The organism is Sphingobium sp. TomTYG46 (genome assembly GCF_055396345.1).
Genome location: NZ_AP027324.1, coordinates 14143 through 40098, shown reverse-complemented (window position 1 = coordinate 40098; position 25956 = coordinate 14143). Strand labels below are relative to the sequence as shown.

26 protein-coding genes are annotated in these 25956 nt (G+C 60.9%); 10 read left to right on the top strand and 16 right to left on the bottom strand.

Annotated features, from left to right (window positions below; all coding sequences use genetic code 11):
* Positions 1 to 90 precede the first annotated feature (90 nt).
* Positions 91 to 1092 carry an esterase-like activity of phytase family protein gene (locus tag ACZ5YV_RS00205; protein WP_464788059.1) on the top strand — a complete coding sequence of 334 codons (1002 nt, stop codon included), beginning with the start codon at positions 91 to 93 and terminating at the stop codon, positions 1090 to 1092.
* A gap of 112 nt (positions 1093 to 1204) precedes the next feature.
* Here the strand turns inward: ACZ5YV_RS00205 and rpmB are convergent, their stop codons facing one another.
* Positions 1205 to 1498 (bottom strand): 50S ribosomal protein L28, encoded by a 294-nt coding sequence (gene rpmB / locus ACZ5YV_RS00200; RefSeq protein WP_196225248.1) that lies wholly within the window; start codon positions 1496 to 1498, stop codon positions 1205 to 1207.
* 155 nt (positions 1499 to 1653) lie between these two features.
* On the opposite strand from rpmB, the gene ACZ5YV_RS00195 reads away from it, so the two are divergent.
* Positions 1654 to 1875, top strand: a complete 222-nt coding sequence (locus ACZ5YV_RS00195; RefSeq protein WP_196225247.1) for a hypothetical protein — start codon at positions 1654 to 1656, stop codon at positions 1873 to 1875.
* Positions 1876 to 1914: 39 nt separating this feature from the next.
* Entirely contained in the window at positions 1915 to 2373 is a 459-nt protein-coding gene (locus ACZ5YV_RS00190) for a nucleoside deaminase (RefSeq protein ID WP_464788058.1), read from the top strand.
* Here the strand turns inward: ACZ5YV_RS00190 and ACZ5YV_RS00185 are convergent.
* The gene (locus ACZ5YV_RS00185; protein ID WP_464788057.1) at positions 2335 to 4236 is read right to left on the bottom strand and encodes a hypothetical protein; all 1902 of its coding nucleotides are present in this window, start codon (positions 4234 to 4236) and stop codon (positions 2335 to 2337) included. The two genes, ACZ5YV_RS00190 and ACZ5YV_RS00185, sit on opposite strands and share 39 nt — an antisense overlap.
* A gap of 45 nt (positions 4237 to 4281) precedes the next feature.
* Between ACZ5YV_RS00185 and ACZ5YV_RS00180 the strand changes: the two genes are divergently transcribed.
* Positions 4282 to 4698 (top strand): GtrA family protein, encoded by a 417-nt coding sequence (locus ACZ5YV_RS00180; protein WP_464788056.1) that lies wholly within the window; start codon positions 4282 to 4284, stop codon positions 4696 to 4698.
* Positions 4699 to 4705: 7 nt separating this feature from the next.
* Here the strand turns inward: ACZ5YV_RS00180 and ACZ5YV_RS00175 are convergent, their stop codons facing one another.
* Genes ACZ5YV_RS00175 through ACZ5YV_RS00165 form a run of 3 tightly spaced genes read right to left on the bottom strand, consistent with a single transcriptional unit; the run spans position 4706 to position 7138 of the window.
* A complete protein-coding gene (locus ACZ5YV_RS00175) occupies positions 4706 to 5506 on the bottom strand; it encodes a LytR/AlgR family response regulator transcription factor (RefSeq protein WP_196225243.1) in 801 nt (266 codons plus the stop codon).
* Positions 5503 to 6609: a sensor histidine kinase gene (locus tag ACZ5YV_RS00170; RefSeq protein ID WP_464788055.1), complete on the bottom strand. Its 1107-nt coding sequence runs from the start codon at positions 6607 to 6609 to the stop codon at positions 5503 to 5505. Before ACZ5YV_RS00170 ends, ACZ5YV_RS00175 begins: the two co-directional genes overlap by 4 nt.
* Before the next feature lie 46 nt (positions 6610 to 6655).
* On the bottom strand, positions 6656 to 7138 hold the full coding sequence (locus tag ACZ5YV_RS00165) for a winged helix-turn-helix transcriptional regulator (protein ID WP_449471024.1): 483 nt from the start codon (positions 7136 to 7138) through the stop codon (positions 6656 to 6658).
* Between the two features lie 111 nt (positions 7139 to 7249).
* Between ACZ5YV_RS00165 and ACZ5YV_RS00160 the strand changes: the two genes are divergently transcribed.
* From ACZ5YV_RS00160 to rplL, 3 genes are all read left to right on the top strand, one after another.
* Positions 7250 to 9355, top strand: coding sequence for a RelA/SpoT family protein (locus tag ACZ5YV_RS00160; RefSeq protein WP_464788054.1), 2106 nt, complete (start codon positions 7250 to 7252; stop codon positions 9353 to 9355).
* A gap of 702 nt (positions 9356 to 10057) precedes the next feature.
* Positions 10058 to 10573: a 50S ribosomal protein L10 gene (gene rplJ / locus ACZ5YV_RS00155; protein ID WP_464788053.1), complete on the top strand. Its 516-nt coding sequence runs from the start codon at positions 10058 to 10060 to the stop codon at positions 10571 to 10573.
* Positions 10574 to 10648: 75 nt separating this feature from the next.
* The gene (gene rplL / locus ACZ5YV_RS00150) at positions 10649 to 11023 is read left to right on the top strand and encodes a 50S ribosomal protein L7/L12 (RefSeq protein ID WP_449471019.1); all 375 of its coding nucleotides are present in this window, start codon (positions 10649 to 10651) and stop codon (positions 11021 to 11023) included.
* A gap of 131 nt (positions 11024 to 11154) precedes the next feature.
* On the opposite strand, the gene ACZ5YV_RS00145 is transcribed toward rplL, so the two are convergent.
* The 9 genes from ACZ5YV_RS00145 to ACZ5YV_RS00105 all read right to left on the bottom strand — a co-directional run bounded on the left by ACZ5YV_RS00145 (position 11155) and on the right by ACZ5YV_RS00105 (position 19550).
* The gene (locus ACZ5YV_RS00145; RefSeq protein WP_464788052.1) at positions 11155 to 11430 is read right to left on the bottom strand and encodes an Hpt domain-containing protein; all 276 of its coding nucleotides are present in this window, start codon (positions 11428 to 11430) and stop codon (positions 11155 to 11157) included.
* Positions 11427 to 11795, bottom strand: a complete 369-nt coding sequence (locus ACZ5YV_RS00140; RefSeq protein ID WP_464778855.1) for a response regulator — start codon at positions 11793 to 11795, stop codon at positions 11427 to 11429. The genes ACZ5YV_RS00145 and ACZ5YV_RS00140 overlap by 4 nt, the downstream gene beginning before the upstream one ends.
* A 25-nt stretch (positions 11796 to 11820) precedes the next feature.
* The gene (locus ACZ5YV_RS00135; RefSeq protein WP_464788051.1) at positions 11821 to 13425 is read right to left on the bottom strand and encodes a GAF domain-containing sensor histidine kinase; all 1605 of its coding nucleotides are present in this window, start codon (positions 13423 to 13425) and stop codon (positions 11821 to 11823) included.
* A 92-nt stretch (positions 13426 to 13517) separates the two neighbouring features.
* Entirely contained in the window at positions 13518 to 14234 is a 717-nt protein-coding gene (locus ACZ5YV_RS00130; protein WP_464788050.1) for a Crp/Fnr family transcriptional regulator, read from the bottom strand.
* A complete protein-coding gene (locus ACZ5YV_RS00125) occupies positions 14206 to 14487 on the bottom strand; it encodes a DUF6894 family protein (RefSeq protein WP_464788049.1) in 282 nt (93 codons plus the stop codon). The genes ACZ5YV_RS00130 and ACZ5YV_RS00125 overlap by 29 nt, the downstream gene beginning before the upstream one ends.
* A gap of 89 nt (positions 14488 to 14576) precedes the next feature.
* The gene (locus ACZ5YV_RS00120) at positions 14577 to 15071 is read right to left on the bottom strand and encodes an energy transducer TonB family protein (RefSeq protein ID WP_464788048.1); all 495 of its coding nucleotides are present in this window, start codon (positions 15069 to 15071) and stop codon (positions 14577 to 14579) included.
* Between the two features lie 280 nt (positions 15072 to 15351).
* The gene (locus ACZ5YV_RS00115) at positions 15352 to 16971 is read right to left on the bottom strand and encodes an NAD(P)/FAD-dependent oxidoreductase (protein ID WP_464788047.1); all 1620 of its coding nucleotides are present in this window, start codon (positions 16969 to 16971) and stop codon (positions 15352 to 15354) included.
* 65 nt (positions 16972 to 17036) lie between these two features.
* Positions 17037 to 19085, bottom strand: coding sequence for a TonB-dependent receptor family protein (locus ACZ5YV_RS00110; protein ID WP_464788046.1), 2049 nt, complete (start codon positions 19083 to 19085; stop codon positions 17037 to 17039).
* A 54-nt stretch (positions 19086 to 19139) separates the two neighbouring features.
* Positions 19140 to 19550, bottom strand: a complete 411-nt coding sequence (locus ACZ5YV_RS00105) for a DUF2946 family protein (protein ID WP_464788045.1) — start codon at positions 19548 to 19550, stop codon at positions 19140 to 19142.
* Between the two features lie 97 nt (positions 19551 to 19647).
* Here ACZ5YV_RS00105 and ACZ5YV_RS00100 point away from each other — a divergent pair, with 97 nt between their 5' ends.
* Together ACZ5YV_RS00100 and ACZ5YV_RS00095 are read left to right on the top strand one after the other, a co-directional pair.
* Positions 19648 to 20058 carry a MerR family transcriptional regulator gene (locus ACZ5YV_RS00100; RefSeq protein WP_464788044.1) on the top strand — a complete coding sequence of 137 codons (411 nt, stop codon included), beginning with the start codon at positions 19648 to 19650 and terminating at the stop codon, positions 20056 to 20058.
* Positions 20059 to 20093: 35 nt separating this feature from the next.
* Positions 20094 to 21896: an acyl-CoA dehydrogenase C-terminal domain-containing protein gene (locus tag ACZ5YV_RS00095; protein WP_464788043.1), complete on the top strand. Its 1803-nt coding sequence runs from the start codon at positions 20094 to 20096 to the stop codon at positions 21894 to 21896.
* A gap of 284 nt (positions 21897 to 22180) precedes the next feature.
* On the opposite strand, the gene dnaJ is transcribed toward ACZ5YV_RS00095, so the two are convergent.
* Positions 22181 to 23317, bottom strand: coding sequence for a molecular chaperone DnaJ (gene dnaJ, locus ACZ5YV_RS00090; protein ID WP_464788042.1), 1137 nt, complete (start codon positions 23315 to 23317; stop codon positions 22181 to 22183).
* 107 nt (positions 23318 to 23424) lie between these two features.
* Entirely contained in the window at positions 23425 to 25323 is a 1899-nt protein-coding gene (gene dnaK, locus ACZ5YV_RS00085; RefSeq protein WP_464788041.1) for a molecular chaperone DnaK, read from the bottom strand.
* Between the two features lie 173 nt (positions 25324 to 25496).
* On the opposite strand from dnaK, the gene ACZ5YV_RS00080 reads away from it, so the two are divergent.
* Positions 25497 to 25955 carry a copper chaperone PCu(A)C gene (locus ACZ5YV_RS00080; protein ID WP_464788040.1) on the top strand — a complete coding sequence of 153 codons (459 nt, stop codon included), beginning with the start codon at positions 25497 to 25499 and terminating at the stop codon, positions 25953 to 25955.
* Position 25956 lies beyond the last annotated feature (1 nt).

Genomic DNA, 25956 nt, shown 5'->3' with positions numbered 1-25956 from the left:
CCGGAAAAACTGGCCCCTGTCCCGCAGGCGAACAGCATATATGAGCAATCAGCCGTTGGTCCGGCAGGCCGGATTGCCTATGGCGGGGCGATGCGCCGTATCCTGATCGTCCTGCTGCTTGCGATCCTGCTTTTGCCGGCGCCCCATAAGAACAAGCCTGAACTATTTGGGCCTGGTCCGCTGCTCGTTACCGCGCGCGCCCTGCCACTAAACGCGTCCGATCCAGCTATTCACAGCATCGGCCCTCTCGATTATCTGGGAGGCTGGCAACTCAGCAGCCCGCACCATGGATTTGGCGGCATCTCATCCCTGCTGGTAGATCAGCAGGGGCAGGTTCTGGCGCTGAGCGATTCCGGCACTCTGATGGGTTTCGCGGTCAACCCCGCCCTCGATAGCCGCCATCCCTTCATCGCTCCCCTGCCAATCAGGGCGCAGGACGGGTCCCAGCCATGGTGGGCGTGGGATTCAGAGGCGATGGCGCATGATCCGGAATCGGATCGCTACTGGGTCGGCTTTGAGATGCTTCAGCGCATCTGCCGCTACGCCCCCGGCTTTTCGCGGGTGGAAACGTGCCGCACCTGGCCGGAGATAGAAGCCTGGCCGGAAACGGGCTCGATCGAATCCATGGCGCGCTTACCCGACGGGCGCTTCCTCGTGATCGCGGAAATGGGAATGACGGCGGATGGAAGCCATGACACGCTGCTCTTTGCCGGAGACCCGGCGGAGCAAAGCACCGCATCGCCCATGCACCTTCGCTATGTAGCGCCACGGGGCTATCGTCCGACGGATGCCGTCGCTCTGGATGACCGTCACATTCTGGTGCTCAATCGCCGCGTGACGCTGCGCGATCTGTTCACGGCCACTCTGGCACTCATAGAGCTGCCATCCCATCCGGAATCGGGCGATCGGTTGACCGCCCGCACTATCGCCCGTCTTGCTCCACCCCTGCTGGCCGATAACTTCGAAGGGCTGGCTATCACGCGCGAGGCCGGGCGCACTATCGTCTGGATCGTGTCAGACGATAATCATGAATTTTTTCAGCGCACCCTGCTGCTGAAATTCGCGCTGCGCGGGGCGCCCCGCACCCATTGAGAAAAACAGCAGCATCAGGCAGCAGGAATGACGTGCGGGCACATCCTCCCGGCACGCAAAAAAGCGGCCCGTCGCCAGGCCGCTTCTTAAAGCCGAAACGAATCGAACCGAATCAGGCGGCCGGAGCAGCCTGCTTCTTGACGATGTCGCGCTTCAGACGGCGCGCCTTCAGCGACAGCTTGTCGTCGTTGGTCTTCAGCAGCCAGTTGTCCAGCCCGCCATTATGTTCAACCGAACGCAGGCCATGCGTCGACACGCGCAGCTTGACGGTGGTTTCCAGTGTTTCGGAAATCAGCGACACATTCTGCAGGTTGGGCAGGAACACGCGCTTCGTCTTGTTATTGGCGTGGGAAACATTGTGACCCACCTGGCGGCCCTTGCCGGTCAGCTCGCAAATGCGCGACATAGTCAATCAACCTTGTAGTTCATGTTCGTTCGGAAAGCGGCGCCAGTAGCGGGATTCCGGAAAGCCGTCAACCCGCCCACCGGCCAGATCGGATCGCTTTCGCAACCCTTTCCATGGCTCGGACGTTTGCAGCCGATAGACGAAAGGAGGGAGCAATGCGACTCATTGGTGGCTTGTTGGTGATTGTTTTGCTGGTGCTGGCTGCTGGCATCGCGACCGGCTTCATCGACCTGCAAAAGACCCAGGAGGGCAGCCTGCCCAAAATCGCCGTGGAAGGCGGGCAAATGCCGAAGTTCCAGGCCGACGTGGCCAAGGTCGAAGTGGGCACGCGGAACGAAACCGTCGAAGTGCCGACGGTGGATGTGAAGAAGCCCTGATCATTTTATAGACGATAGCTATGCTGTAAGGGCTGGCGGATGGCACCGCCCTTTCCGCTTCCCGAACCCATGCGCCGCGCGCTCGAACTCGCACGCACGGCGGAACTTGCGGGTGAGGTGCCGATCGGCGCCGTCGTCACACTCGACGGGCGGATCATTGGCGAAGGAGAGAATCGCAACAGGCGCGATTGCGACCCCACCGCCCATGCCGAAATCGTCGCGCTTCGGGCTGCGGCGGAACGGCTGGGCGATTTCCGCCTCACCGGCTGCGACCTTTGGGTAACGCTGGAACCCTGCCCGATGTGTGCGGGCGCCATATCCCACGCGCGCATCGCCCGGCTCTATTATGGCGCTGCCGACCCCAAGGGCGGAGCGGTCGAGCAAGGCCCCCGACTTTTCACGCAACCCCAATGCTTGCACCGCCCTGAAGTCTATGGCGGACTAGGCGAAGCGGAAGCGTCAGCGCTGCTGCGTGACTTTTTCGCTGCCCGCCGCTGAATAATCGATGCGGTAGAGGGTATAGGGCAAGGTGAAGCCGCTCTTCAACGCCACGGGATGCAGCCAGCCGGGAACATCACCCCGCATCAACCCTGCATAGAAGCCGCGCGGACTGCGGGATTGGTAAACCGTCCCTTCCGGAAAGCCGGGGCAGATCAGCAGGTAGGTCGCATGATGCCGCGAGGCGATCGGCCGGAACCCGTCTGCCGATCCGTCAAAGGCATGATGCAGGTCCAGGATGACCTTGCCGTTGCGATGATAGGGACCCGCGATCGCGCTATGATGCGTGGTCGCGATCAGGCGCGGCCCCAGGTCCACCATTGTGAAAATGGTAGCGGAAGGAAGCTGGTTCAGCACCTCCAGCGCTGGCAGCGACCGGCAGCGGCCATTGGCCTTGCTGATCGACTGTAGTCGAGTCTTCGCCGCCGGGCGTTGCGGTTTGGGCTTTTCGCCGGTGACGCTGGCCCACAACTGATTGATCTGCGGATAAAGCGGCGTCGCGAATGCGGCCACGGCGAGCAGCGCGGCTCCGACGATGCCGAACACCCGCGCAAGAGGCCTGCCGAAGAATATAAGCTGAAGCACACGGTGCGCCGCCCACGCCGCCGCCGGGATGGCGAGCAGCTGCGCCGCTGGTCCGGCCCGCAACTGCCAGAAAAGCAACGCCGTTGAGAATAGCATCATCAGCCCGACCGTCGCCCCGGCCCACAGCCGATCGCTATCGCGCCGCGACTCCCAAAGCGCCCAGATCAGGCCGAACAGCCCCGCGACCGGAATGGCCATCAGCGGCACGATCAGGCTCCATGCCTGAACCGTGATCGGCTTGGCCTCACGAATATTGGCGAGCCACAACCGCTCCAGTTCCGGCGAAATCTGATAGGCGCCCGTCAGGCATTGGGGCCAGTTCAGCCATGCAAAGGCCGCGACGGCGCCCCCCACCAGCACGCCAGCGCCCAGCCGGGCCTGCCAGCTGCGTAGTGGCAGTAGTGCCAGCAGCGTCATGCCCGCGCCCACTGCCCCGAATATGGCGACCCAGATAGGCGAGATAGCGTCGCATACCATCTCGCGGTTCGCGTAGCTGGCAAAGAGCAGGAACAGGATGGAAACCGAGCCGGCAAGGCTCAGCGCATAGGGCAGCATCCGCCTTGCCGCGCCTTCCTTGAATACCCAACGAAGCGCGATCAGCGCCCCGCCCGCCGCCAGATAGACGATCATCTCCATGCCGATGGTGATCGACAGCGCACTGCTCACCCCCGCCACGATGCCGCCGCGCAACCAGTTACGGTCAATCAGCCCCGCGAGCATCAGCACCGTCAGGGCCAGTTGCCAGCCATGATGGTCGATCCGCATCGGCAGGAACATGGCTATGCCCATCTGCGCCGCGAAGGGGGCCAGGGCGGCCAATATCCAGCCATTGCCCCCAGCGAGGCGGCGCGCGATGAAGCCGAGCCCCAGCATCAGCGGCAATAAGGGTAGCGTCGGCGCGATGGCGCAGGCCAGCCGATCCGCCAGCCCTTGCTCCAGAAAAGCGCGGAAGAACAGCATCAACGCCGCGATCGGCAGATCGACCAACCGCGACCAGTGGATGTTGAACCCGGCAGGCGGATCAAGCCTATACTGCCGTAGATCGTACCACCCCTGCCCCGCCAGCCAGTCCTTGACCTGCAAATACCGCATATTGTCGTCGGTATCGTTGAGCGTCAGCCAGTGGATGGCAGGCCAGCGCGAATAGAGCAGCCAGGTCACGGCCGCGACCCACATCAGGAAGGTCAGCCATTTCCAATGCTCCTGCGCCCATGCAGACGTCCAGACAAGAGCGCGCCGGGATCTTTCCCGCAGGGTGAAGCCGCTTTGCAAGTTCATGGCCGGTGGATTAGAGCGTTCGCATCAAATCGCAACGGGGCCTTCATGAAATTGCTGTCACGTCTGACGCCGGAACGGCAGGCCCTGTTCTGGCAGATCGTGCGATATGGCCTCAGCGGCCTGTTCATCACAGCCTGTCAGGCAACCATCTACTGGACGCTCGCGGCTCTGGCGGGATGGCACCCGCAGCTTGCCAACACGACCGGTTATGTGGCGGCAGTCCTGATCGGCTATGTCACCCACAGCCTCTTCACCTTCCGCGATCAGGGGAGCGATGGCAGCCATGCCGCACGCGGGGTCAAATTCGTGGCCGTATCCCTACTGAGTTATGCGCTGAATGCGCTCTGGGTTTTCCTCTGCGTCACCCATATGCGATGGCCGGAATGGTCGCCCATCCCGGCCATGATATTCGTGACGCCAGCCATAGTGTTCGGCCTCAATCGCCAATGGGTGTTCCGCTAGGCTCGCCTCAATGGACGAAGCGGGCCACCACATCCCTGTACGACCGGCTGACCTTCACCTGAGCGCCTGATTCCAGCACCAGGAAGCATTCGCCATTGGTATGCGGCTTCACCTGCCGCACTTGGCTGAGGTTCACGATGGTTGACCGATGCACCCGCTGGAAATTGCGCGGGTCGAGCCGCTTCTCCAGATCCTTCATCGTCTCGCGCAGGATGAGCGAATTGTCGGCCGTGTAAATGCACATATAGTCGCCTGCGGCATCGATCCGCTCGATCGAATCGACATCGACGCGGAAAATCTGACCCCGGTCCTTGATGTTGATGAGCTTCTCGAAGCGGTTAGACGACGGCGCCTCTTCATCCGCGTTGAAATCGTTCATGGCATCAGGAGCGACCTCCGCCAGCACCTCGCGCAGCTTCTCCGCTTCCTGCACCTGCTTTTTTTCGGACAGACGCTGGCGCACGCGGTCCAGTGCGTCGGCAAGCCGCCCTTCATCGACCGGCTTCATGAGGTAATCCACTGCCTGCGCCTCAAAAGCCCGAATCGCATGATCACTATAAGCGGTGCAGAAGATGAACAGCGGCGGCTCGACCTCCATCAGGCCCTGAACAACCGAAAAGCCATCGAATCCCGGCATCTGAATGTCGAGGAACACAAGGTCGGGTTTATGCGTCTTTATGGCGCGGATGGCTTCGCGGCCATTCGAGCAGGTTTCAACAATTTCGACATCCTCATGCGCTTCCAGACGGAGCTTGAGGCCTTGAATAGCCAGGCTTTCGTCATCGACGAGGATTGTTCTGATGGTCATGCGGCCACTTTCGATGGTTCATCCAGATTAAGCGGCATTTCGATATGGACCGAAAAGCCGCTTGGCGTGGAACGCGTTTCAAAGCTCTGTCGTTCCCCGAACGCCTGAATCAGGCGATCGCGGATATTCGCCAGGCCAACGCCTGTCCCCTCGCTCATTGGGATGTTCGGGCGAGTGAACCCCTCGTTCAATCCCGGGCCGCTATCCGATACGACGATCCGGACATTTTCACCGGCAGGCTGCGCCGTGATGGAGATTTCGGCGCCTTCTTCCTTGGGGGTGACTGCATATTTGATGGCATTTTCCACCAGCGGCTGGAGCAGCAGGGAAGGCAATCGCGACTGCGCCACTGCCGGATCGATGTTGAATACCGGCCGCAGGCGGTCCTCGAACCGCATCTTCTCAATCTCCAGATAGAGTTTGAGCGTTTCAACCTCCTGCTCGATCGTCACCTGCGCCGTGGGTTCATTGATCAGGGTATAGCGCAAAAAGGACGATAGGCGTGAAAGCATCGCGTTGGCGCGATCCGTCTGCTTCAAAAGCACCAGCGTGGATATGCTGTTCAGCGTATTGAACAGGAAATGCGGATTGAGCTGATAGCGCAGCATGGCGAGTTGCGCGCTCGACGCCTGATTTTCCAGATGCAGCAGCTGGTCCGCCTGCTCCTCCACCTGAAGGTAGAAGTTGATCGCATAGTAAAGCGCCGACCAGGCACCCAGCAACGTTATGCTGAGATAAAAGGCGCCAAGGAAGAGTTGCAGCCCCGCCGTGTCGCTCGCCCGGTTCTGGGTCGAAAAAACCCAGGCGTCAATAAAGGCGACCAGTCCAGCCGCCATTACCACGGTAACGATCGACGCACCCCATGTGATGATCGGCCGCTGCCGTTGCAGAAACCGGAAGATGACGGCGATCAGCAGGGTCACCGAATAGCCCGACACGGTTGAAATCATCACCGGGATCAGGCTGGACAGCGGTTGCCCATTGGCGATGGTGGACGACCCGCGCAGCAGGAACGCACCCGCCCATCCGACGGATTGCAGGTTCCAGAAAGCGCGGTTCTTGTCAGCGAAAAAAGGCTGAGGCTGAATAGGTTGAACAGACATCGCCGCCAGCCTAGGCGAATTCAGGTTCAGGGTGAAGCCACCCACGTTACGCCGCCGTAGCAGCTTCCTGATCCATCGGCGTGACCTCGTCGGGGCAAAGCCAGACAAGGTCCTTCAACTCCAGCGACCGGCCGTCATGGGCCTGAATGGTCACCCGGCGGATGGGCTGACCGTCACGCTTGTCCGCCAGCACCTGGCAAGACGGCGATCCGCATCCCCATTTCTCGCCCCATTGACGCAGCGCGATCATGACCGGGGCCAGTTCCTGCCCCTTTTCCGTCAGGCGGTACTCGATCTTGCGCCGGTCGCACTGCATCGGCTGACGCAGCATGATCCCATTCTCAACCAGCCGCGAAAGCCTGTTCGCCAGAATGTTGCGCGCAATGCCTAGCGACGACTGAAAATCTTCGAAATGCCGGATGCCCGACAACGCGCCGCGCAGAATGAGAAACGACCAGCGCTCGCCCATCGCTTCCAGCGCGCTGGGGAGCGCGCACTGTTCCAGGTCCTGCGCCAGATTATGTTTCATCGTCCGTCTAGATAGCTCAAAGCCACAGCCCATGCAAAAGAGCAGCCATTTTGCGTCAAGATGGGATTTTTTTGTTGCACAGCAAGATGCTTCCCGGACAATCGGGTCACGATGCTGCGTCAATATGAACTTGTTGAGCGGGTGAAGCGCTACGATCCGGATGCGGACGAAGCGATGATCAACCGCGCCTATGTCTTTTCCGTCCAGAAACACGGGTCCCAGAAGCGCGCCAGCGGCGACCCCTATTTCAGCCATCCGATCGAAGTCGCTGGTATTTTGACCGATTTCAGCCTGGACGATCAGACGATCGTCACCGCGCTGCTGCACGACACCATAGAAGACACGCTCGTCACCTATGACGAGATTGAAAGCGCGTTCGGCAAGGACGTCGCCAAGATGGTCGATGGCGTCACCAAGCTGTCGAAGATCGAAGCGATGTCGGAAAATGAGCGGGCGGCGGAAAACCTCCGCAAATTCCTGCTCGCCATGTCGGACGATATTCGCGTGCTGCTGGTGAAGCTCGCCGACCGGCTGCACAATATGCGCACCCTGCACTTCATCAAGAATGAACAGAAGCGCCGCCGCATCGCCCGCGAAACGATGGATATCTACGCGCCGCTTGCGGAGCGGATCGGCATGTACGACTTCATGCGCGAGATGCAGCTGCTCGCCTTCCGGGAACTTGAGCCGGAAGCCTATGACAGCATCACCAAGCGCCTCGAACAGCTGAAGGAAGGCGGCCACGGCAAGGTCGATCGCATCGGCGCGGAACTGCAACTGCTGCTCGGCGGCAAGAATCTGCCCGTCACCGTGTCGGGCCGCGAAAAGCACCCATATTCCATCTGGAAGAAGATGCAGGAGCGGCACATCAGCTTTGAACAGCTGACCGACGTCATGGCCTTCCGCGTGATCACCGAGACGACAGAGGACTGCTACCGCGCGTTGGGCGTCATCCATCAGACCTACAAAATGGTGCCGGGCCGGTTCAAGGATTACATCTCCACGCCCAAGCGTAACGGCTACCGCTCGTTACACACCACGGTGATCCATCAGGATAACGCCCGGATCGAGGTGCAGATTCGCAGTCGCGACATGCACAACGACGCCGAACTCGGGCTCGCGGCGCACTGGGCCTACAAGCAGAAGGGTGACGCGGCCGACCATCATGCGGCGTGGCTGCGCGACCTCGTCGAAATCCTGGAACAAAGTCAGGATGCGGACGAGCTGCTCGAACATACCCGCATGGCGATGTATCAGGACCGCATCTTCGCCTTTTCGCCCAAAGGCGAGCTGCACCAGCTGCCCAAAGGTTCAACGCCGGTGGACTTCGCCTATGCCGTCCATACCTCGCTGGGCAACCAGACGGTCGGGGCCAAGGTCAATGGCCGCGTGGTGCCCTTGCGTACCGGCCTTGAAAATGGCGATCAGGTCGAAATCCTGAAATCCGAAGGGCAGGAGCCGCAGCCGGGCTGGCTGACCTTCGCCATCACCGGCAAGGCCCGCGCCGCCATACGCCGCTATATCCGGCAGAAGCAGCGCGGCGAGGAAGTTGCGCTGGGTGAGAAGCTCTATGAGGAAATCATCGGCCGCTTCTCACCCGAATTGGCGAGCGAATTGGGTGACAAGGCGCTGAAGGCCGCGCTGAAGCGGCTGAAGCTGGATGATCGCGCGTCGCTGATGGTGGCCATCGCTACCCATCGCCTGCTCGATTCAGAGGTGATGGAGGCTCTTATCCCCGGCTCCACCAGCGTAGACGGGATAGAGGAAGCGCATCCGCGCCAGCACGCGCCCGTCTCGATCCGCGGCCTGACGCCCGGCATCGCCTATAATCTGGGCGACTGCTGCCACCCTGTACCCGGCGACCGCATCGTCGGCGTGCGCCGCACGGGCGAACCGATCGAGGTGCACACCATCGACTGCCGGTCGCTGGAAGCCGGGCAGGACGACGATTGGGTCGATCTCAGCTGGGACAGCAAGTCCAAGGGCGGCACCGCGCGGCTCCAGGTCATCGTCAAGAACCAGCCCGGCGCGCTTGCCGCCGTCGCCAACGTGTTCGGCGCGACCAAGGCGAACATTCTAAACCTCCAGTTGGTCAACCGCGAAGGGCCGTTCCACACCGACATCATCGATCTTGAGGTCAACGACGCCCAGCACCTGAACCGCATCCTCTCGGCATTGCGAGCACTGGACGCGGTGGTGCAGGCCGACCGGGTTTAATCCGCGAAGGCGTACCTGCTCCCCCTCCCGCAAGCGGGAGGGGGCTAGGGGGTGGGTTGGCGCGACATTAGCGGCGGTTCCAACGGCTAAGCTGAAGGCTCGCTCTGCTCGCGCCCACCCCTAACCCCTCCCGCCAGCGGGAGGGGAATGTCTCACTTTGGTCGAAACCGGCCGTGCTCTGTCGGCTGTGCCCTCCGGGCCACGGTCGGGGCGAAAAGCATCCTATTTCCTGTCCAGACCCCTTTCTCCCCTGTCCTACATCCCTCCGGCCTGCCTATCCCGTCCCGTCTTTGAACCGTCCAACTGCTTCCCACAACGCCTACGCGCGCTTGCGCACGCGCGCGCATATGATGTGAACTTCGGCGGAAAATGGCAGTTTTCCGCGCCTCGCCACGCCCCGCCGTCAGATTCCGCGTGACACGCCTCCTACAAATCTGTAGGGGCGCCCGCAGCAGACCCTCGTCAGCAATGGCGGTGGTCTTCCGTCCGAGACAGTCGGTGAAGGGAATCTGCCCTTCTTAATTTCCGGCCTAGACGGGGAAAAGTTCTTTACCGGCCGGGCCTTGTGCTCTGTTCGGGTCTGCCTGTTCTCCTCAAGGGATACGGGCCAGTCGATCTCTCCCCTTCGGACCAATGCCCCGCGCAAGTCGCGGGTTTTTGCCGTTCATCGGGTCGTCCGATGAACATGAAGTGGAGAATGGCATGGATCGTAATCAGAAAGCTGAGGTCGTTTCCGCGCTGAACGCACATCTGGCAGATGTTGGCGTGGTCGTCGTGACCCGCAACCTCGGGCTGACGGTCGCACAGTCGACCCAGCTGCGTCAGAAGATGCGCGAAGCCGGTGGCACCTACAAGGTTACGAAGAACCGCCTCGCCAAGATCGCCTTTGAAGGCACCAGCTATACCAGCCTCAGCGACCTGCTGACTGGTCCGGTTGGCCTCGCCTCCTCGGCCGATCCGGTTGCAGCCGCCAAGGTTGCAGTCGAATTCGCCAAGACCAACGACAAGCTTGAGATCGTTGGTGGCGCGATGGGCGAAGTGCTGCTCGATGTAGAGGGCGTCAAGGCGCTCGCATCGTTGCCGTCGCTGGATGAACTGCGTGCGAAGATCGTTGGGCTGCTCGTTGCACCCGCGACCAAGCTCGCGACTGTCACCCAGGCACCGGCTGCGCAGCTCGCGCGGGTCTTCAACGCCTATGCGGAAAAGAACGCGGCCTAAGGGTCACGGCTTTTTCCGAAATACGTTTTCAACTCAATCATGGGGCACATGCCCCACCCAGAAGGGAATATTATCATGGCAGACATCAACGCACTGGTCGATCAGCTCTCGGCTCTGACCGTTCTCGAAGCCGCTGAGCTCTCGAAGGCTCTGGAAGAAAAGTGGGGCGTTTCGGCCGCCGCTGCTGTCGCAGTTGCCGGTCCGGCTGCTGGCGCCGCTGCTCCGGCTGCTGAAGAGCAGACCGAATTCGACGTGATCCTGACCGGCGACGGTGGCAAGAAGATCAACGTCATCAAGGAAGTCCGCGCCATCACCGGCCTGGGCCTGACCGAAGCCAAGGCACTCGTCGAAGGCGCGCCCAAGGCTGTCAAGGAAGGCGCCAGCAAGGACGAAGCCGAGAAGATCAAGAAGCAGCTGGAAGAAGCCGGCGCGACTGTCGAGCTCAAGTAATCGGCTTGCTCCGCTTGCGCGGGGCACCGATCCAGCTCAGCTGGAACAAGGGCGGTCTCTTCGGATGCCGCCCTTTTTTCTATACCATACAGGCGGAGCAGCCTGCCTGGGTCCTCCTGGATCAGTCGACCCTAAACGCGCGCCAGCGCTTCTATAAGCGCTTGCCCAAGCCCCTTTACGGCCGCATCATCAACGCCGGCGTCCACAGCCTCCTCCAACGCGGACGCATGACCGCCAATATCGGCATAGCCAAAAATCCCGGCCACGCCCGCCAATCCATGGGCGAGATACAAGAGGCGGGAGCGATCCCCGGCTTCAAGCGCCGAAATGATGGCACTCCGATCGGACGCGGCCCGCGCATGGAAGCGCTGTCGCAACTTCTGCATTTGCGCTTCGGCATCGCTCATGGCTCCAGCAATGTCCGCACGGTCCCCGCAAGGCTCATCGGGTCGAACGGCTTGGCAAGCACGGCTCGCGCACCGAGGGCCTTGAGGTTCGTCACGTGCCGTGGATGGGTTTTGGCCGTGATGAATGCGACGGGAATTGTCGCGGTGGCGGGGTCGACCTGCAACGCCGCCAAAGTCGCAGGCCCATCCATGCCCGGCATCATCACATCAAGCAGGATGAGAGCAGGCTGCCACTGCCTCGCCTGCTCCAGCGCTTCCGCACCCGAGGCCGCCGTTCGCACCTCGAACTCCGGGTCCAGCTCAAGCGACATGGCCGCGATCTCCCGCAGGTCCGCCTCGTCATCAACATAAAGAATGCGGGTCAACTTGGGCCTTTCTGTCAATTCGGCATCACAGCGGCAATTCGACAAGGAACGTCGCCCCTGTTTCCGCCGCGGAATCCAGCGCGATGCTTCCGCCATGCGCCTCTACGATAGCTTTGCTGATCGCCAAGCCGAGACCTGTGCCCGCATGGCCATGCTGATGCGCACCGTCCTCCTGCTCGAAACGCTTAAACAGCCGCGCACGAAACTCCGGCGAAATCCCCGGCCCCTCGTCAGCAACGCTGATCCGCGCGACATCCCCTGCCCGATCAAGGGAGACATGGACGGTCCCGCCTGAGGGCGAGAATTTGCAAGCGTTGGACAATAGGTTGGTCATCACCTGGCACAGGCGATTGCCATCAACCTTTGCGACTACGGCTTCAGCCGGGCGGTCGAATTCAAGCTTAACACCGAAACGCTCGGCATATGGCCCAATCTGCTCGATCGCCTCGGTCAGCAACAAGCCCAATTCCCGTTCGTCGAAATGGAAGACCAGCTTGCCCGATTGAAGCTTGTCCATGTCCAGCAGGTCATTGACCAGATGAATGAGCCGCTCCGCATTTTTGCTGCCGATCGCGACCAGTTGTTTGGCCCTGTCAGGCAATTCCCCAGCGGCGCCACCCGCCATTAGTCCCAATGCGCCAGAGATAGCGGTCAACGGCGTCCGCAATTCGTGACTGACGGTCGATACCAGTTCGTCCTTCAAGCGGCTGATCTGCCGCTCCTGCGTCACATCCCGCGCCGTCATGATGAACCGCCCCCCACGGATCGACTCGCGCCGTATATCCAGGATGCGTCCGTCCCTGCGCTGAATCTCCAACCGCCGACTATCACTAGTGCGGATGGACTCGACAAAGCCTGCGACGATCTGATCCGGGTCGCCGGGTCCCAGTTCGCCGCGTTGCGCGGTCAGGCGGATAAGTTCACGCGCATCCCTACCGCCCGTCACGCTATCGGGAGCATAGTCGAACAGATCGACGAAGGCCTGGTTCCACAGCATCAGCCGCAGGTCCCGATCTACCACCGCGACGCCGCCGCTCACATTCTCCACTGTCAGCTTCAGCAACTGGCGTTCGTCATCAAGCTTGCGCCGATGTTCGTCAGCCGCAAATCCTTCGACCCGCAATTCTATCAGGTCGATCACCGTCCGTGCCAGCTGGGCGAGCCGGTGCCGATCACCGTCGCTGAAATCACGTGGTTTGTAATCGACGATGCACAAGGTTCCAAGCGGCTGGCCATTGGCCACCCGCAAGGGCGCACCGGCGTAGAAGCGGACGTGCGGCGGCCCTGTGACCAATGGGTTGCCGCTAAACCTCGGATCCTTCGTCGCATCCGGCACCACCATGACCTCCGGTTGCAGGATCGCGAAGGCGCAAAAGGCAACGTCCCGTGAGGTATGGGTTTCATCGATGCCACACGCACCGCGAAAACATTGCGTGTCCGATCCCACGATCGACACCAGCGACATTGGCACATCGAACAGGTCAGCTGCGAACTGGGTTATATGGTCGAACGGGCGTTCGCGGCCGATGCCGCCAAGCCGGTAATGCTCCAGCGCTCGCAACCGGTCGGCCTCATCCGCCGGGATGGGAGGCTTCACCGCCTCGGTGCCCTTGGGCTGGCGCTCCTGCATCGTTGGCATCGGTCCTCAAGTCCCGCTTATGATCACGGCACCAATCGACACCTTAACCGGAACGAAATCAACACCTTCCTTGAGGATCCATGTCAAAGCGGGTCGGGATCGAGATAGAGATAGCGCGCGTCGAATTCGGCGAGAGACTTCAAACCCTCAAGGTCAATGATCTGCGCTTCACCCCGCTGATATTTCAGAAGCCCCCGGTCGCGGAGCAATCTGAGAGTGCGGTTTACATGGACCGCCGTCATGCCAAGGCTGTCGGCGAGCTGAGATTGGCTCATCCCAATGTAGAACCAGTCGTTCGCCTGACCGATCACCTGTAGACGGACATATAGTTCGCAAAAAAGAGCCGCCATCCGGCCCGCCGCCGAACGCTGGCCGAGCGACAATTCCCATTCGCGGCTCATGCACGCATCCAGGTTTGTGCTGAACCAGTACAGACGGCCGATACGCGGCCACTGCTCGATCAACTGGCGGATTTGCTCATGGGGCACCAGGGTCACGACGCAATCCGTCAGCGTCATGACATCATGCTCAAGCCGCTTGAGCGTGAAGCCATGAATGTCGACAAAGTCGCCCGCTACGTGGATTTGCGTGATCTGCCGCTTGCCGTCCGCCAAATCCTTGAAACGGCACATAACCCCTTCGAGCAGCAATGTACTCGCCTCCAGAGGTTCGCCCTCATGCACGATGATGCTGTTGCGAGGCACATGGCGGCCCGGCGGCGTGATCGCCCGGATCGCCTCTTCCTCTTCCGGAGATAACGGGTGACGGAACCTAAGCTTGGCGAGATGCACCTCTACCATCGCGGTCTCCTGGGGCGAGCCGGAGACACACAGCCTCGCTGAAGGACACCCGTCCCATCTGTACGCCAGAATCACTCCTTATGTCGATCCAGCCCGTCAGATCGACGACGCCCATCAGCACTTCCTCGCTCAGGATCGAGCGGATGCTGCTTATGGCAAGAGCACGGGCATCAGCCTCTTCGGCCAACTCCCGCCCCTCGTCATCGCGGGTAAAGCCGGTGCCATTGTGAAGATCGAAATGAAGGCGGCGCATGGCATGGGAACGCCGCCTTTGACGGTAAGTTTCACGCTGCTCAAGACGCACACTTCATGCCGCGCGCCTGGAGCCGACTTTTCCGCTATTTAACGCGCCGCCAGAAGGATCGGCCGATCGGCCGCCGCCTGCGCAAAGTGTTGAGCGCGCAAACTGCTCAGCATGTTGTCCCTGTCCGTCGCATCATTCGCAACAATCACCCATGCCTCGAACTTCGACCCGGGGCGCACCTCCTGCGGTAAGGGGTAAAGCGACCCCATCGATCGGATAGCGCGCATCGATATGCGATCGACACTGCGGGATGCCGAAGAGCCCGCCAGAGAAATATTCTCCGGCCGCCCCTGTTCTCCCAGCCGGAACTGCACGCGGGAATATCCAACCGATGCTCCGTCACGATAAAGAGACGTTGCCTGACGGATGCTCCGCGACAATCTTGATGCTGTACGATCCGTCCACTTTTCATAGCTTATTGCGCTTTTATCGGGTGCTACCACCGTCAGTTGCCCAGATCCCTGCTTGGCATCTGCCGCCATCGGCACAGCCAAGCAGACGCAAAGCGCCGCCATCACAGGCTTGGCATACATAGAGGCCTCCTCTGTTTCTCTAGTAATTTTTACTGAAAGGCCGCTGCGGCAGCGTCGGACCAGCCGAGAGCAGCGGCTGCTTATATATTGCAAAGCCGCCTGACCGGGTAACAAATTATCACCAATGAAGTCATGGGCATAAGAATTATTTCATCGGAGCTTAATTTTCCGATCGAATGTGGCTTATCCGCTTTATTTGGCTCAGCTTGGAAAGAATTTTGGCTAAGCCTCGGCACGGACTTGATTTTCAGGCCCTTACCTTACGGCAACGCCGCACGACTCAGGTGGAAATCGCCAAGCCGACGGCTTCCCCAACCTTGATGCCATCAATGGCCGCCGACAATATGCCGCCTGCATAGCCCGCGCCTTCGCCAGCCGGGTAAAGTCCGGCCACATTCAGGCTCTGAAAATCCTTACCGCGTGTGATGCGGATGGGGGATGAGGTTCGGGTTTCGACACCGGTCATGACCGCATCAGGGTGATCATAATTGGCAATCTGTCGGCCAAATGCAGGCAGCGCCTCGCGAAAGGCGTCGATTGCAAAGTCAGGCAGGCAAAGGGACAGATCGGTCATGGTAACGCCCGGCTTGTAGGAAGGGACGACTTCCCCCAGCCCTGTGGAGGGACGCCGCGCCATGAAATCGCCGACCTTTTGGCCTGGAGCCCAGTAGGAAGATCCGCCTGCGACAAAGGCCTGGCTTTCCCAATGCCGTTGAAGGTCGATGCCCGCCAAAGGCCCTCCGGGGAAATCCCGATCCGGCTCTATGCCAACCACCAGGCCTGAATTGGCGTTGAATTCCGCGCGGCTATACTGGCTCATGCCGTTGGTGACGACACGTCCTTCTTCAGACGTGGCAGCGACCACGCGTCCCCCCGGACACATGCAGAAGCTGTAAACGGTGCGGCCATTCTCGCAATGATGCGCAAGGCTGTAGGCCGCCGCTCCAAGTACCGGGTGACCCGCGCAGTTGCCGTAGCGGGCTCGATCGATCCAACTTTGTGGATGTTCGATCCGCACTCCTATTGAAAAAGGCTTGGCTTCGATATGAACGCCGCGCCGGTGCAACATCTCGAAAGTCGGGCGGGCACTGTGTCCGACGGCAAGCACAACATGGTCGGCCTCTATAAAGCTACCGTCGGAAAGATGCAGTCCGCGCAGGCGCTGCGTTCCGTCGCCTTGCCGCTCCATTTCCAGTTCGTCGACCTTGTGCTGCCAGCGATATTCGCCGCCCAGCTGCTCGATCTGGCGGCGCAGGCTTTCGACCATGCTCACGAGGCGAAACGTCCCGATATGGGGATGCGCTTCGGTCAATATATCTTCAGGCGCGCCCGCAGCGACAAATTCCTCCAACACCTTGCGGCCCAGGAAACGCGGGTCCTTCACACGGCAGTAGAGCTTGCCATCCGAGAAGGTGCCCGCGCCACCTTCCCCGAACTGGACATTGCTGTCGGGGTTCAGTTCGGCCCGCCGCCAAAGGCTCCAGGTATCCTTGGTCCTCTCCCGCACAACCTTGCCACGGTCCAGGATTATAGGCCGGAAGCCCATCTGCGCAAGGATCAGTCCCGCGAAAAGCCCACATGGGCCTGCGCCCACCACGACCGGGCGCTTCCCCGACCAGCCCTGTGACGCATGCGTAACAAAGCGGTAGTCGGTATCCGGGCGGCGGCGCACATCGTGGTCGCCCGCCAGCCGTTCAAGCACCGCGGCCTCGTCCACCAGCTCGACATCGACACTATAAACCAGTTGGATTGCACTTTTTCGCCGGGCATCATTTCCCCGGCGCACGATGACGTGACGGACGAGGTCCGATGCCTCAATTCCCAGCCGCTCGCAAATGGCGGCAGGCATCGCATCGGCCGGGTGGTCGAGGGGCAGCTTGAGGCCGGAGAGACGCAACATGGCGCCGCCTCTAGCCGCATTTACCGCCCCGCTCCACCCCCTCATGAGGATAGGCCGCTGCCTTTTCAGAGACGCGCGCGCAGGCCCGCGTAAACCGCCCGGCGTTCGATGGGATAGAAGGCGGCGCTGGCTTGGTTCCCAGGGATCGATGGATCGTCCGGTTTGTAGCTTACGAGCGCTCCGATATCGCCTATCGCTCGCTTCCCCGTCAGATTGCGTGCATCGACGAACAGGCTGACGCCCTTCGTCAATTGCGCCTGCGCCCCGATGTTGAACATCGCATAGCCATCAACCCGCTTGCTATTGTTATAATCAGCCCAGGCACCCTGCGGCACCCATTCCACAGCCGGAGCGATGCTGACGCGATCGGTTCCCAGCTTAACTTCGGCGCGGTAGAAATGACGTGGCACGACGGGCAGGCGGTTGTCGCCAAATTGCGCGTCATTCCGGAAACGGAAGTCGCTATACTGGTAGACCTGCCGCAACGTCGCCCACGGCGCGATGGTCAGGTCCAGCGCGGCCTCGATGCCCTGGTGCCTTGTCCGATCCGCATTGAATGTTGCCGCCGGAATGACGCCCGGCTGGACATTATATTGCAGCAACTCGCCTTTCAGGTCCGCGCGATAGAGGCTTATGTCCCAACGGGCTGGCCCCATGCTGCCACGCGTGCCGATTTCCACCGTCCAGGCCCGCTGCGCGTCGAGTGGCGTGAAGCCGGGCAGCGGGCCACTTGGTCCAGCGGCAATCTGGCCCAGTTCGATGAAGCCAGGCAACTCCACAGAACGGCTGTAATTTGCATAGACCTGCACTGTTTGAGAGGGTGCATACAGAAGCCCGAATTTAGGCGCGAAGCTGTCGAACTTAGCCTCGCCGCTGCGTGAAGGCGCGAGGCGATTGTCCAGTTGCCGCTCACCATGCGTATAGATGCCGCCTGCGATCAGCCATAGTCCCTGAACCGGAGCGATCCTGGCCTCCGCATAACTGTTGATCGTCTGCGCCCGCGCCTTTTGCATGGACGTGAGAGCGCCCGCTTTGCCGTCGATATTAACAAACTGCCGGAAATCACCATGGCCAAAACGTGCCTGCGTTCCCAAGGTCAGCTCGACCGGGAGGCCTTGCACCTCTCCCGAAAGGTCGAGGCTGGCGAACAGTCCACGATCCTCTGATTTCTGATCGACCACCTGATAAATGGGATGGTTTAGAGCCTTCGCATTGAAATAGGCGCCAAAGGCCAGTTGACCGCCGTCCAGTTCAACCGTGGTGCGGTTTTGAAACCGGATGGAATCGATGTTGCGCGCCTGATCACCTGCGAAGTTGCCCTTTCCCGGATCATTCAAGGCATCCGCTTCGGTCAGCGCTCCCGACAGCTTCTGCCGGATCGTCTGGGCGCTGACATAGAAACGGGTTTCCACCCGATCGTTCAGCTTGATCCCAACATTGCCGTTGAAACGCAGGGCGCGTCTCTCTCCGTGAGCGCGGTCCCCATCGGACCTGTCGGCGGTAATCGCTGCCCAGGCGTCACCACGAGCATCGGCATAACCATGGGCCGCCTTCGCACGGAGCGTATCGAACGAGCCGCCATCTATGCGCAACTCCGTGCCCGGCATCGTCCGTCCGGTGGGTGTCACCGCGTTGATAGCGCCACCCAATGTCGATCCACCAAGTCGCAGCGCATTGCCACCGCGATAGACCTCCAAATGCTGGAACACCTGCGGATCCAGTTCCTGAAAGTCTCCGTTGTCGTCCGCCATGTTGATCGGAATGCCATCCTGCAACAGCGTCAGGCCCCGCATATGGAAACTCCGCGACAGTCCTGAACCGCGTATCGAAATGCGCACCTCCTGACCAAAGCGCGGTTGCGTGTAGACACCTGCGGAGAAGGCCAACGCGTCGCGCAGCGATACGGCCAGCTTGTCTTCGAAATCCTTGGCAGCAACGACATCGGCGCCGCCCGCCGTCCGGCTTATATGGGTAACGGCGTCCTCTACCGTAGGACTGGCGGTCACGATGATACGGCCCTGATCGCCAGCTTCATCAGCGAAAGCAGGGGTGGCAAGCAGCGAACAGGCAAGAGCGCACAGCGACACGCTGCGCAAAGCGGTAAATGCAGACATGAATTCATCCTCAAGAAAATCGCGCCGCGCTCAGCGCGGCAATAAACGACAGCTTCAGGAGGACAGCGGAGGGCCGGATGATGGCGGGGGCGGTGCGGCAAGTCGGGCGATCAGCCCCGTCTTGAGCGCGAATGCGATAGGCCCAAAAACAGTCTGCCACGCTGGCAACGGCAGATCGGCGAGAATCAGCGGAGGAACCACCGACTGAACCGAGGCGGCAAAGGAGCAATGTTGCTGAACCGGGACGCCGTCATCCTGCGAATGATGTTCTTTACCCGGCGCTTGATCGCGATCGACCAGAACGCTGACCGCGCCCCGCCCCGTGCAAAGGGTCACCATCACGCCCCGCTCCGTACGAACCGGCATGAAACCGGCGGGCGTAATCAACTGGATGGCCAGGACGAGCAGCGCCAACGCGGAAAGCAAGCCCCGCGCGACTTCAGATTGTCTGATTGCCCCCGTCATTAGGGGCCGCTTAACCTCTCCAGGCCCGACTGTCATCAGGGCAAATTGCCGCAGATCATGCTTGACGTTAACGTCAACCTTTCTTAGCTAAGACGCCATGGACCAGCGCAGCAGCATCGCGGGCATCGAACTGCCCGACCACAAGGAACGACAGAACTACACGATCACCGATCTGTCGGAGGAGTTCGACGTGACGGCCCGCGCCCTGCGTTTCTATGAGGATGAAGGGCTTATCGCACCGGAACGTCATGGCCTTGCCCGCATCTATTCGCGCCGTGACCGCGCTAGGCTTGCCTGGATTCTGCGTGGCAAAAGAGTCGGCTTCAGCCTCGCCGAGATCCGCGAAATGATCGACCTTTACGATGCGGATGAGGAACATGAGGAGCAGCGGCGCGTCACAGTCGCCAAATGCAAGGCTCGCATCGAACTGCTCACCCGCCAGAAAAGCGACATAGATGCCGCCATCGCGGAACTTTCGGGCTTTGTCACAGCTCTCGACAAGCCCTGAGCATTCGCGACGAGAAAGATAACCGGAGAAGATTGATGCCTAGCTATTCCGCCCCGATTCGCGAAACCCGCTTCATACTCGACCATGTGGTGGGCCTCGATCGCTATGCCAATCTGCCCGGCTTTGAGAGCGCGACGCCGGATCTGGTGGATGCCATCCTCACGGAGGGCGCGAAGATTGCTGAGGAAGTACTCTTTCCGCTCAATGCCGTCGGCGACAAGGAAGGTTGCGTTCGAAACCCCGATGGCAGCGTCACGACGCCGCCGGGCTTCAAGCAGGCGTTCGACACCTATGTGGAAGGTGGATGGACCACACTGCACGCGCCGGTCGAATATGGCGGACAGGGCCTGCCCAATGTCGTCGCGTCGGCTGTTGGCGAATATGTCCTGTCGGCCAATCACAGCTTCGAAATGTATCATGGCCTGACCAGCGGGGCTGTCTCCGCTCTGCTCGCCAAGGGCAGCGAAGAGCAGAAGCAGAAATATCTCCCCAACATGGTGTCTGGCAAATGGACGGGCACGATGAACCTGACCGAACCCCATGCGGGCACGGACCTTGGCCTCATCAAGACCAAAGCGGTGAAGCAGGGTGACGACAGCTATTCAATCACTGGCACGAAGATCTTCATTTCTTCCGGTGAGCAAGACCTGACCGAAAATATCATCCACCTCGTCCTCGCCAAGACGCCGGACGCGCCCGAAGGCAGCAAAGGCATCTCCCTTTTCGTCGTGCCCAAGCTGTTGGTGAATGACGATGGGTCGCTGGGTGAGCGCAACGCGGTGTCCTGTGGGTCGCTCGAACACAAGATGGGCATTCACGGCAACGCCACTTGCGTCATGAATTATGACGGCGCCAAGGGATGGATTGTGGGCGAGGAGAATAAGGGCCTCGCCGCCATGTTCATCATGATGAACGCCGCGCGCATGTGGGTGGGCATGCAGGGGCTTGGCCAAGCGGAAATCGCGTTCCAAAATGCGGTCCATTATGCGCGCGACCGGCGGCAAGGCCGCGCACTGACCGGCCCGCAAGACAAAGACGAAAAAGCCGATACGCTGTTCGTCCACCCGGATGTGCGGCGCATGCTGATGGAGGCGAAGGCGCTGACCGAAGGGTTACGCGCGCTAATGTTGTGGGGCGCCTTTCAGGTCGATCTGGCGCAGCACGCCGCGACGGAGGAGGAACGGCAGGCCGCCGACGATCTCGTCCAGCTTCTAACCCCGGTGCTGAAAGGATATGGCACCGACAAAGGCTTCGACGTTGCGGTCATGTGCCAGCAGGTGTTCGGGGGCCATGGCTACATCTGGGAAAATGGCGCCGAACAATATGTACGCGACGCCCGTATTGCCCAAATCTACGAAGGCACCAACGGCGTGCAGGCGATGGACCTGGTCGGCCGCAAGCTGCCGATGAATGGCGGCCGGGCTTTGCAGTCTTTCCTGAAGCTGGTGGCTGACGAGGTCGCGCAGGCGAAGGGCAATGAGAAGCTGGCTGGCGTGGCCGAGGCGCTGGAGAAGGCCAGCGGGCAGCTGGGCGCGGCGACCATGTGGCTGATGCAGAATGCGATGCAGAACCCGAACAATGCCGGGGCTGGGGCGGTGCATTATATGCATATCCTGGGTATCGTTTCGACGGGCCTCATGTGGCTGCGCATGGCGAAGGCGGCGGCGGCGCTGCTGGAAGCGGGCGAAGGCGATGCGCGCTATCTGGAGGCGAAGCTGGTCACGGCGCGCTTTTTCGCGGAGCGTATCATGCCGGATGCGGGCGCGTTGAGGCGGAAGATCGAGGGTGGCGCCGAAAGCCTGATGGCGATCGATCCGGACATGTTTTTGGCGGCCTGAGGCGAGGCATTGGCATTATTTACGGGTGGCGATGACGGATGGCTGGGTTGCGGGCACCTGGAAGGCGCTTAACTCAATTGGTAGGTTGTCTTCCTGGTCTGAATGGCAGGTTTTTGGGATGCAAAATCATCATGACTGACGACCGACTTTGGTCGGGAGCCGCCGGGCGACGAAACGAACGTTGACTGGTGAGCGAAACGAGTTCTGCCTAGCTGATGCAAAAAGGCCGGGGCAGATGATGCTGCGCCCGGCCTTCTGATTTTCAGGTCTGGAACAGAGCGCGCTTAGTCGCCCCACAATTCCTTGAGCTTGCTGAAGAAGCCGGTGGATTGCGGGCATTCCTCGCCGGTTTCCGTGTCGCGGAAGGCTTCGAGCAGTTCCTTTTGCTTTGCGGAAAGGCGGGTCGGGGTTTCGACATCGACCTGGATCACAAGGTCGCCCTGCCCTCGCCCGTTCAGCACCGGCATGCCCGCGCCCCGCTGGCGGATCTGCTTGCCCGATTGGATGCCGCTCGGGATCTTGATCTCATGCCGCTGGCCGTCGAGGCCGGGCACTTCGATGCAGCCACCGAGTGCCGCTGTGGTGAAGCTGACCGGCGCGCGGCAGAAAAGCGTCGTGCCGTCGCGTTCGAACAGAGTGTGCCGTTTTACATGAAGGAAGATGTAGAGGTCGCCCGCAGGTGCGCCGCGTGCGCCTGCTTCGCCTTCGCCCGACAGGCGGATGCGGGTGCCTTCATCGACGCCGGCCGGGATGTTGACGGACAGCGTCTTGGGCTTGTCCACACGCCCTTCGCCACGGCAGGTGCGGCAGGGGCTTTCGATCACCTGACCCGCGCCATGACAGCCGGGGCAGGTGCGCTCGACCACGAAGAAGCCCTGCTGAGCGCGGACCTGGCCATGACCGCCGCAAGTGCCGCAGGTCTTGACGCCGGTGCCGGGCTGCGCGCCCGACCCGTCGCAGCTTTCGCAAGAGGCGGAGACTTCGATCTCTATTTCGGTCTTCTTGCCATGATAGGCTTCGTCGAGCGTGATCTCCATGTCGTAGCGCAAGTCCGCGCCGCGCCGCTGCGCCTGACGACCACCGCCGCCGAAGCCGCTCTGGCCGAAGATCGTCTCGAAAATATCGCCGAGGTCAGAAAAGCCGCCCGCGCCGCCACGCCCGTTGAAGCCGCCACCGCCACCATTCTGGGCATTGGTATAGGCAGCGTGACCGTAGCGATCGTAGGCTGCGCGCTTCTGCGGGTCTTTCAGGCACTCATAGGCTTCGGAAACCGCCTTGAATCTCGCTTCACCGTCGCTGCATCCCCCGGTTTTGTCCGGGTGATATTTCATCGCCAGTTTGCGGTAGGCGCTCTTGATCACGCCCGCGTCGGCGGTGCGCTCGACCTCGAGCAGTTCGTAATAGTCCAATTCGCTACTCATCTCGCCCCCGGCGCGCGCACGTCCCTCGGCTTCGCCCGGCACGAACGGCGGTAGCGGCTACCATAACCGTTCGGTTCGAGCGAAGTCGAGAACCGTTTCATCGGGCCTTATGCCTTGTTGTCGTCCACTTCCGAAAATTCGGCGTCCACGACATCGTCATCAGCCTTCGGAGCTTCAGCCCCCGGAGCAGAGGCCTGAGCCTGTTCCTTCTCGTAGATCGCCTGGCCGAGCTTCATCGCGACCTGGGCGAGTTCCTGCGCCTTGGCCTTCATCGCTTCGGCGTCACCGCCTTCGACGGCGGATTTGGTCGCGGCGATCGCGGTTTCGATTTCGGATTTCAGAGCCGCGTCCACCTTGTCGCCATGCTCGTTGAGCTGCTGTTCGGTGGTGTGGATCAGGCTTTCGGCATTGTTCTTTGCCTCGGCGCCTTCCCGCCGCTTCTTGTCCTCTTCGGCGAAGCGTTCAGCGTCCTTGACCATCTGGTCGATGTCGGCGTCGGACAGCCCACCCGAAGCCTGGATGCGGATCTGCTGTTCCTTGCCCGTGCCCTTGTCCTTGGCATGGACGTTGACGAGGCCGTTGGCGTCGATGTCGAAGGTCACTTCGATCTGCGGCACGCCGCGCGGCGCGGGCGGGATGCCGACCAGGTCGAACTGGCCCAGCAGCTTGTTGTCCGCCGCCATTTCACGTTCGCCCTGGAACACGCGGATCGTCACCGCCTGCTGATTGTCGTCGGCGGTCGAGTAGACCTGCGACTTCTTGGCGGGGATGGTGGTGTTGCGGTCGATCATGCGGGTGAACACGCCGCCCAGCGTTTCGATGCCGAGGCTAAGCGGAGTGACGTCGAGCAGCAGCACATCCTTGACGTCGCCCTGCAACACGCCCGCCTGGATCGCCGCGCCCATGGCGACGACTTCGTCCGGGTTCACGCCGGTGTGCGGTTCCTTGCCGAAGAATTCCTTCACGGCCTCGCGCACCTTGGGCATGCGGGTCATGCCGCCGACGAGGACGACTTCGCTGATCTCGCTGGCGGAAATACCAGCGTCGGCCATCGCCTTCTTGCAGGGCTCCATGGTGCGCTTGATGAGGTCGGTCACCAGACGCTCCAAATCGGCGCGGGTGATGTTCTTCACCAGGTGCTTGGGGCCATTCTGGTCAGCGGTGATGAAGGGCAGGTTGACTTCGGTCGACTGTGCCGAAGACAGTTCGATCTTGGCCTTTTCGGCTGCTTCCTTCAGACGCTGGAGCGCCAGCTTGTCCTTGGTGAGGTCGATGCCCTCATCCTTCTTGAAGCCTTCGGCCAGATATTCGACGACCTTGGCGTCGAAATCTTCGCCGCCCAGGAAGGTGTCGCCGTTAGTGGACTTTACTTCGAACACGCCGTCGCCGATCTCGAGGATCGAGATGTCGAAGGTGCCACCGCCAAGGTCATAGACAGCGATCGTCTTGCCGTCCTGCTTGTCGAGACCATAGGCGAGCGCGGCCGCGGTCGGCTCGTTGATGATGCGCAGGACTTCGAGACCCGCGATCTGGCCAGCGTCCTTGGTCGCCTGACGCTGCGCGTCATTGAAGTAAGCCGGAACGGTGATGACCGCCTGCGTGACGGTCTCGCCCAGATAGCTCTCGGCGGTTTCCTTCATCTTCTGCAACGTGAAGGCCGAAATCTGCGAAGGCGAATAATCCTTGCCCCCCGCCTGAACCCACGCGTCGCCATTGCCGCCCTTCACGATGTGATAGGGGACCAGCTCCATGTCCTTCTTCGTCGTCGGATCATCGAAGCGGCGGCCGATCAGGCGCTTCACCGCGAAAATCGTATTGTCCGGATTGGTGACGGCCTGACGCTTGGCGGGCTGGCCGATCAGGCGCTCGCCATCTTTGGTGAAGGCAACGATCGACGGCGTGGTGCGCGCGCCTTCCGCATTTTCGATCACCTTGGGCTTGCCGCCATCCATTACAGCCACGCAGCTGTTGGTGGTGCCAAGGTCAATGCCGATTACTTTTCCCATCTTGTCCTCTTAAACCCCAATTTCATTCAGCGGTTGATGGCCCCATACCTCACGAAAGCGCCAAGGCAAGGCCGTTTGCGGATGGGATATAGGCGTGATCTTTCTTGGCACAAGAAGCGCGGGCGATTACCGTAACAACCGACCGGAAACGAGACAGTCACGAAAGCCTCCTGATGCGCGCACTCTTCAGCCTTTTTGCCCTTGCCGCTCCTTTCACGCTTGCGGCATGCGGCGATCCTGCACCGACCTATATTGACCAAGCTTGGGTACGCCTCAGTCCCAACAAGGATACGCCATCGGCTGGATATTTTGTGGTGCATGGCGGTGACGCAGCGACGCAACTACGCGGCGTGCTCACCGATTATGCGCTCAAGGTAGAGATGCACGAGAGCATGGATCATAACGGCATGATGATGATGCAGAAGGTCGATTCAGTCGACATTCCCGCCAAGACGAAAGTCGCCTTCGCGCCCGGAGGCAAGCATCTGATGATCTGGGGAGTCAATGATACGGCTATCAGCCGGGGCAAGATGACGCTGACCTTCCTCCTCGCCAATGGCGACCGCCTGCTGGTCGATGCCGCGATCCAGAAGCCTGGCGCGCCAACTCCCAAGGCCGAGGAAGTAAAATAAG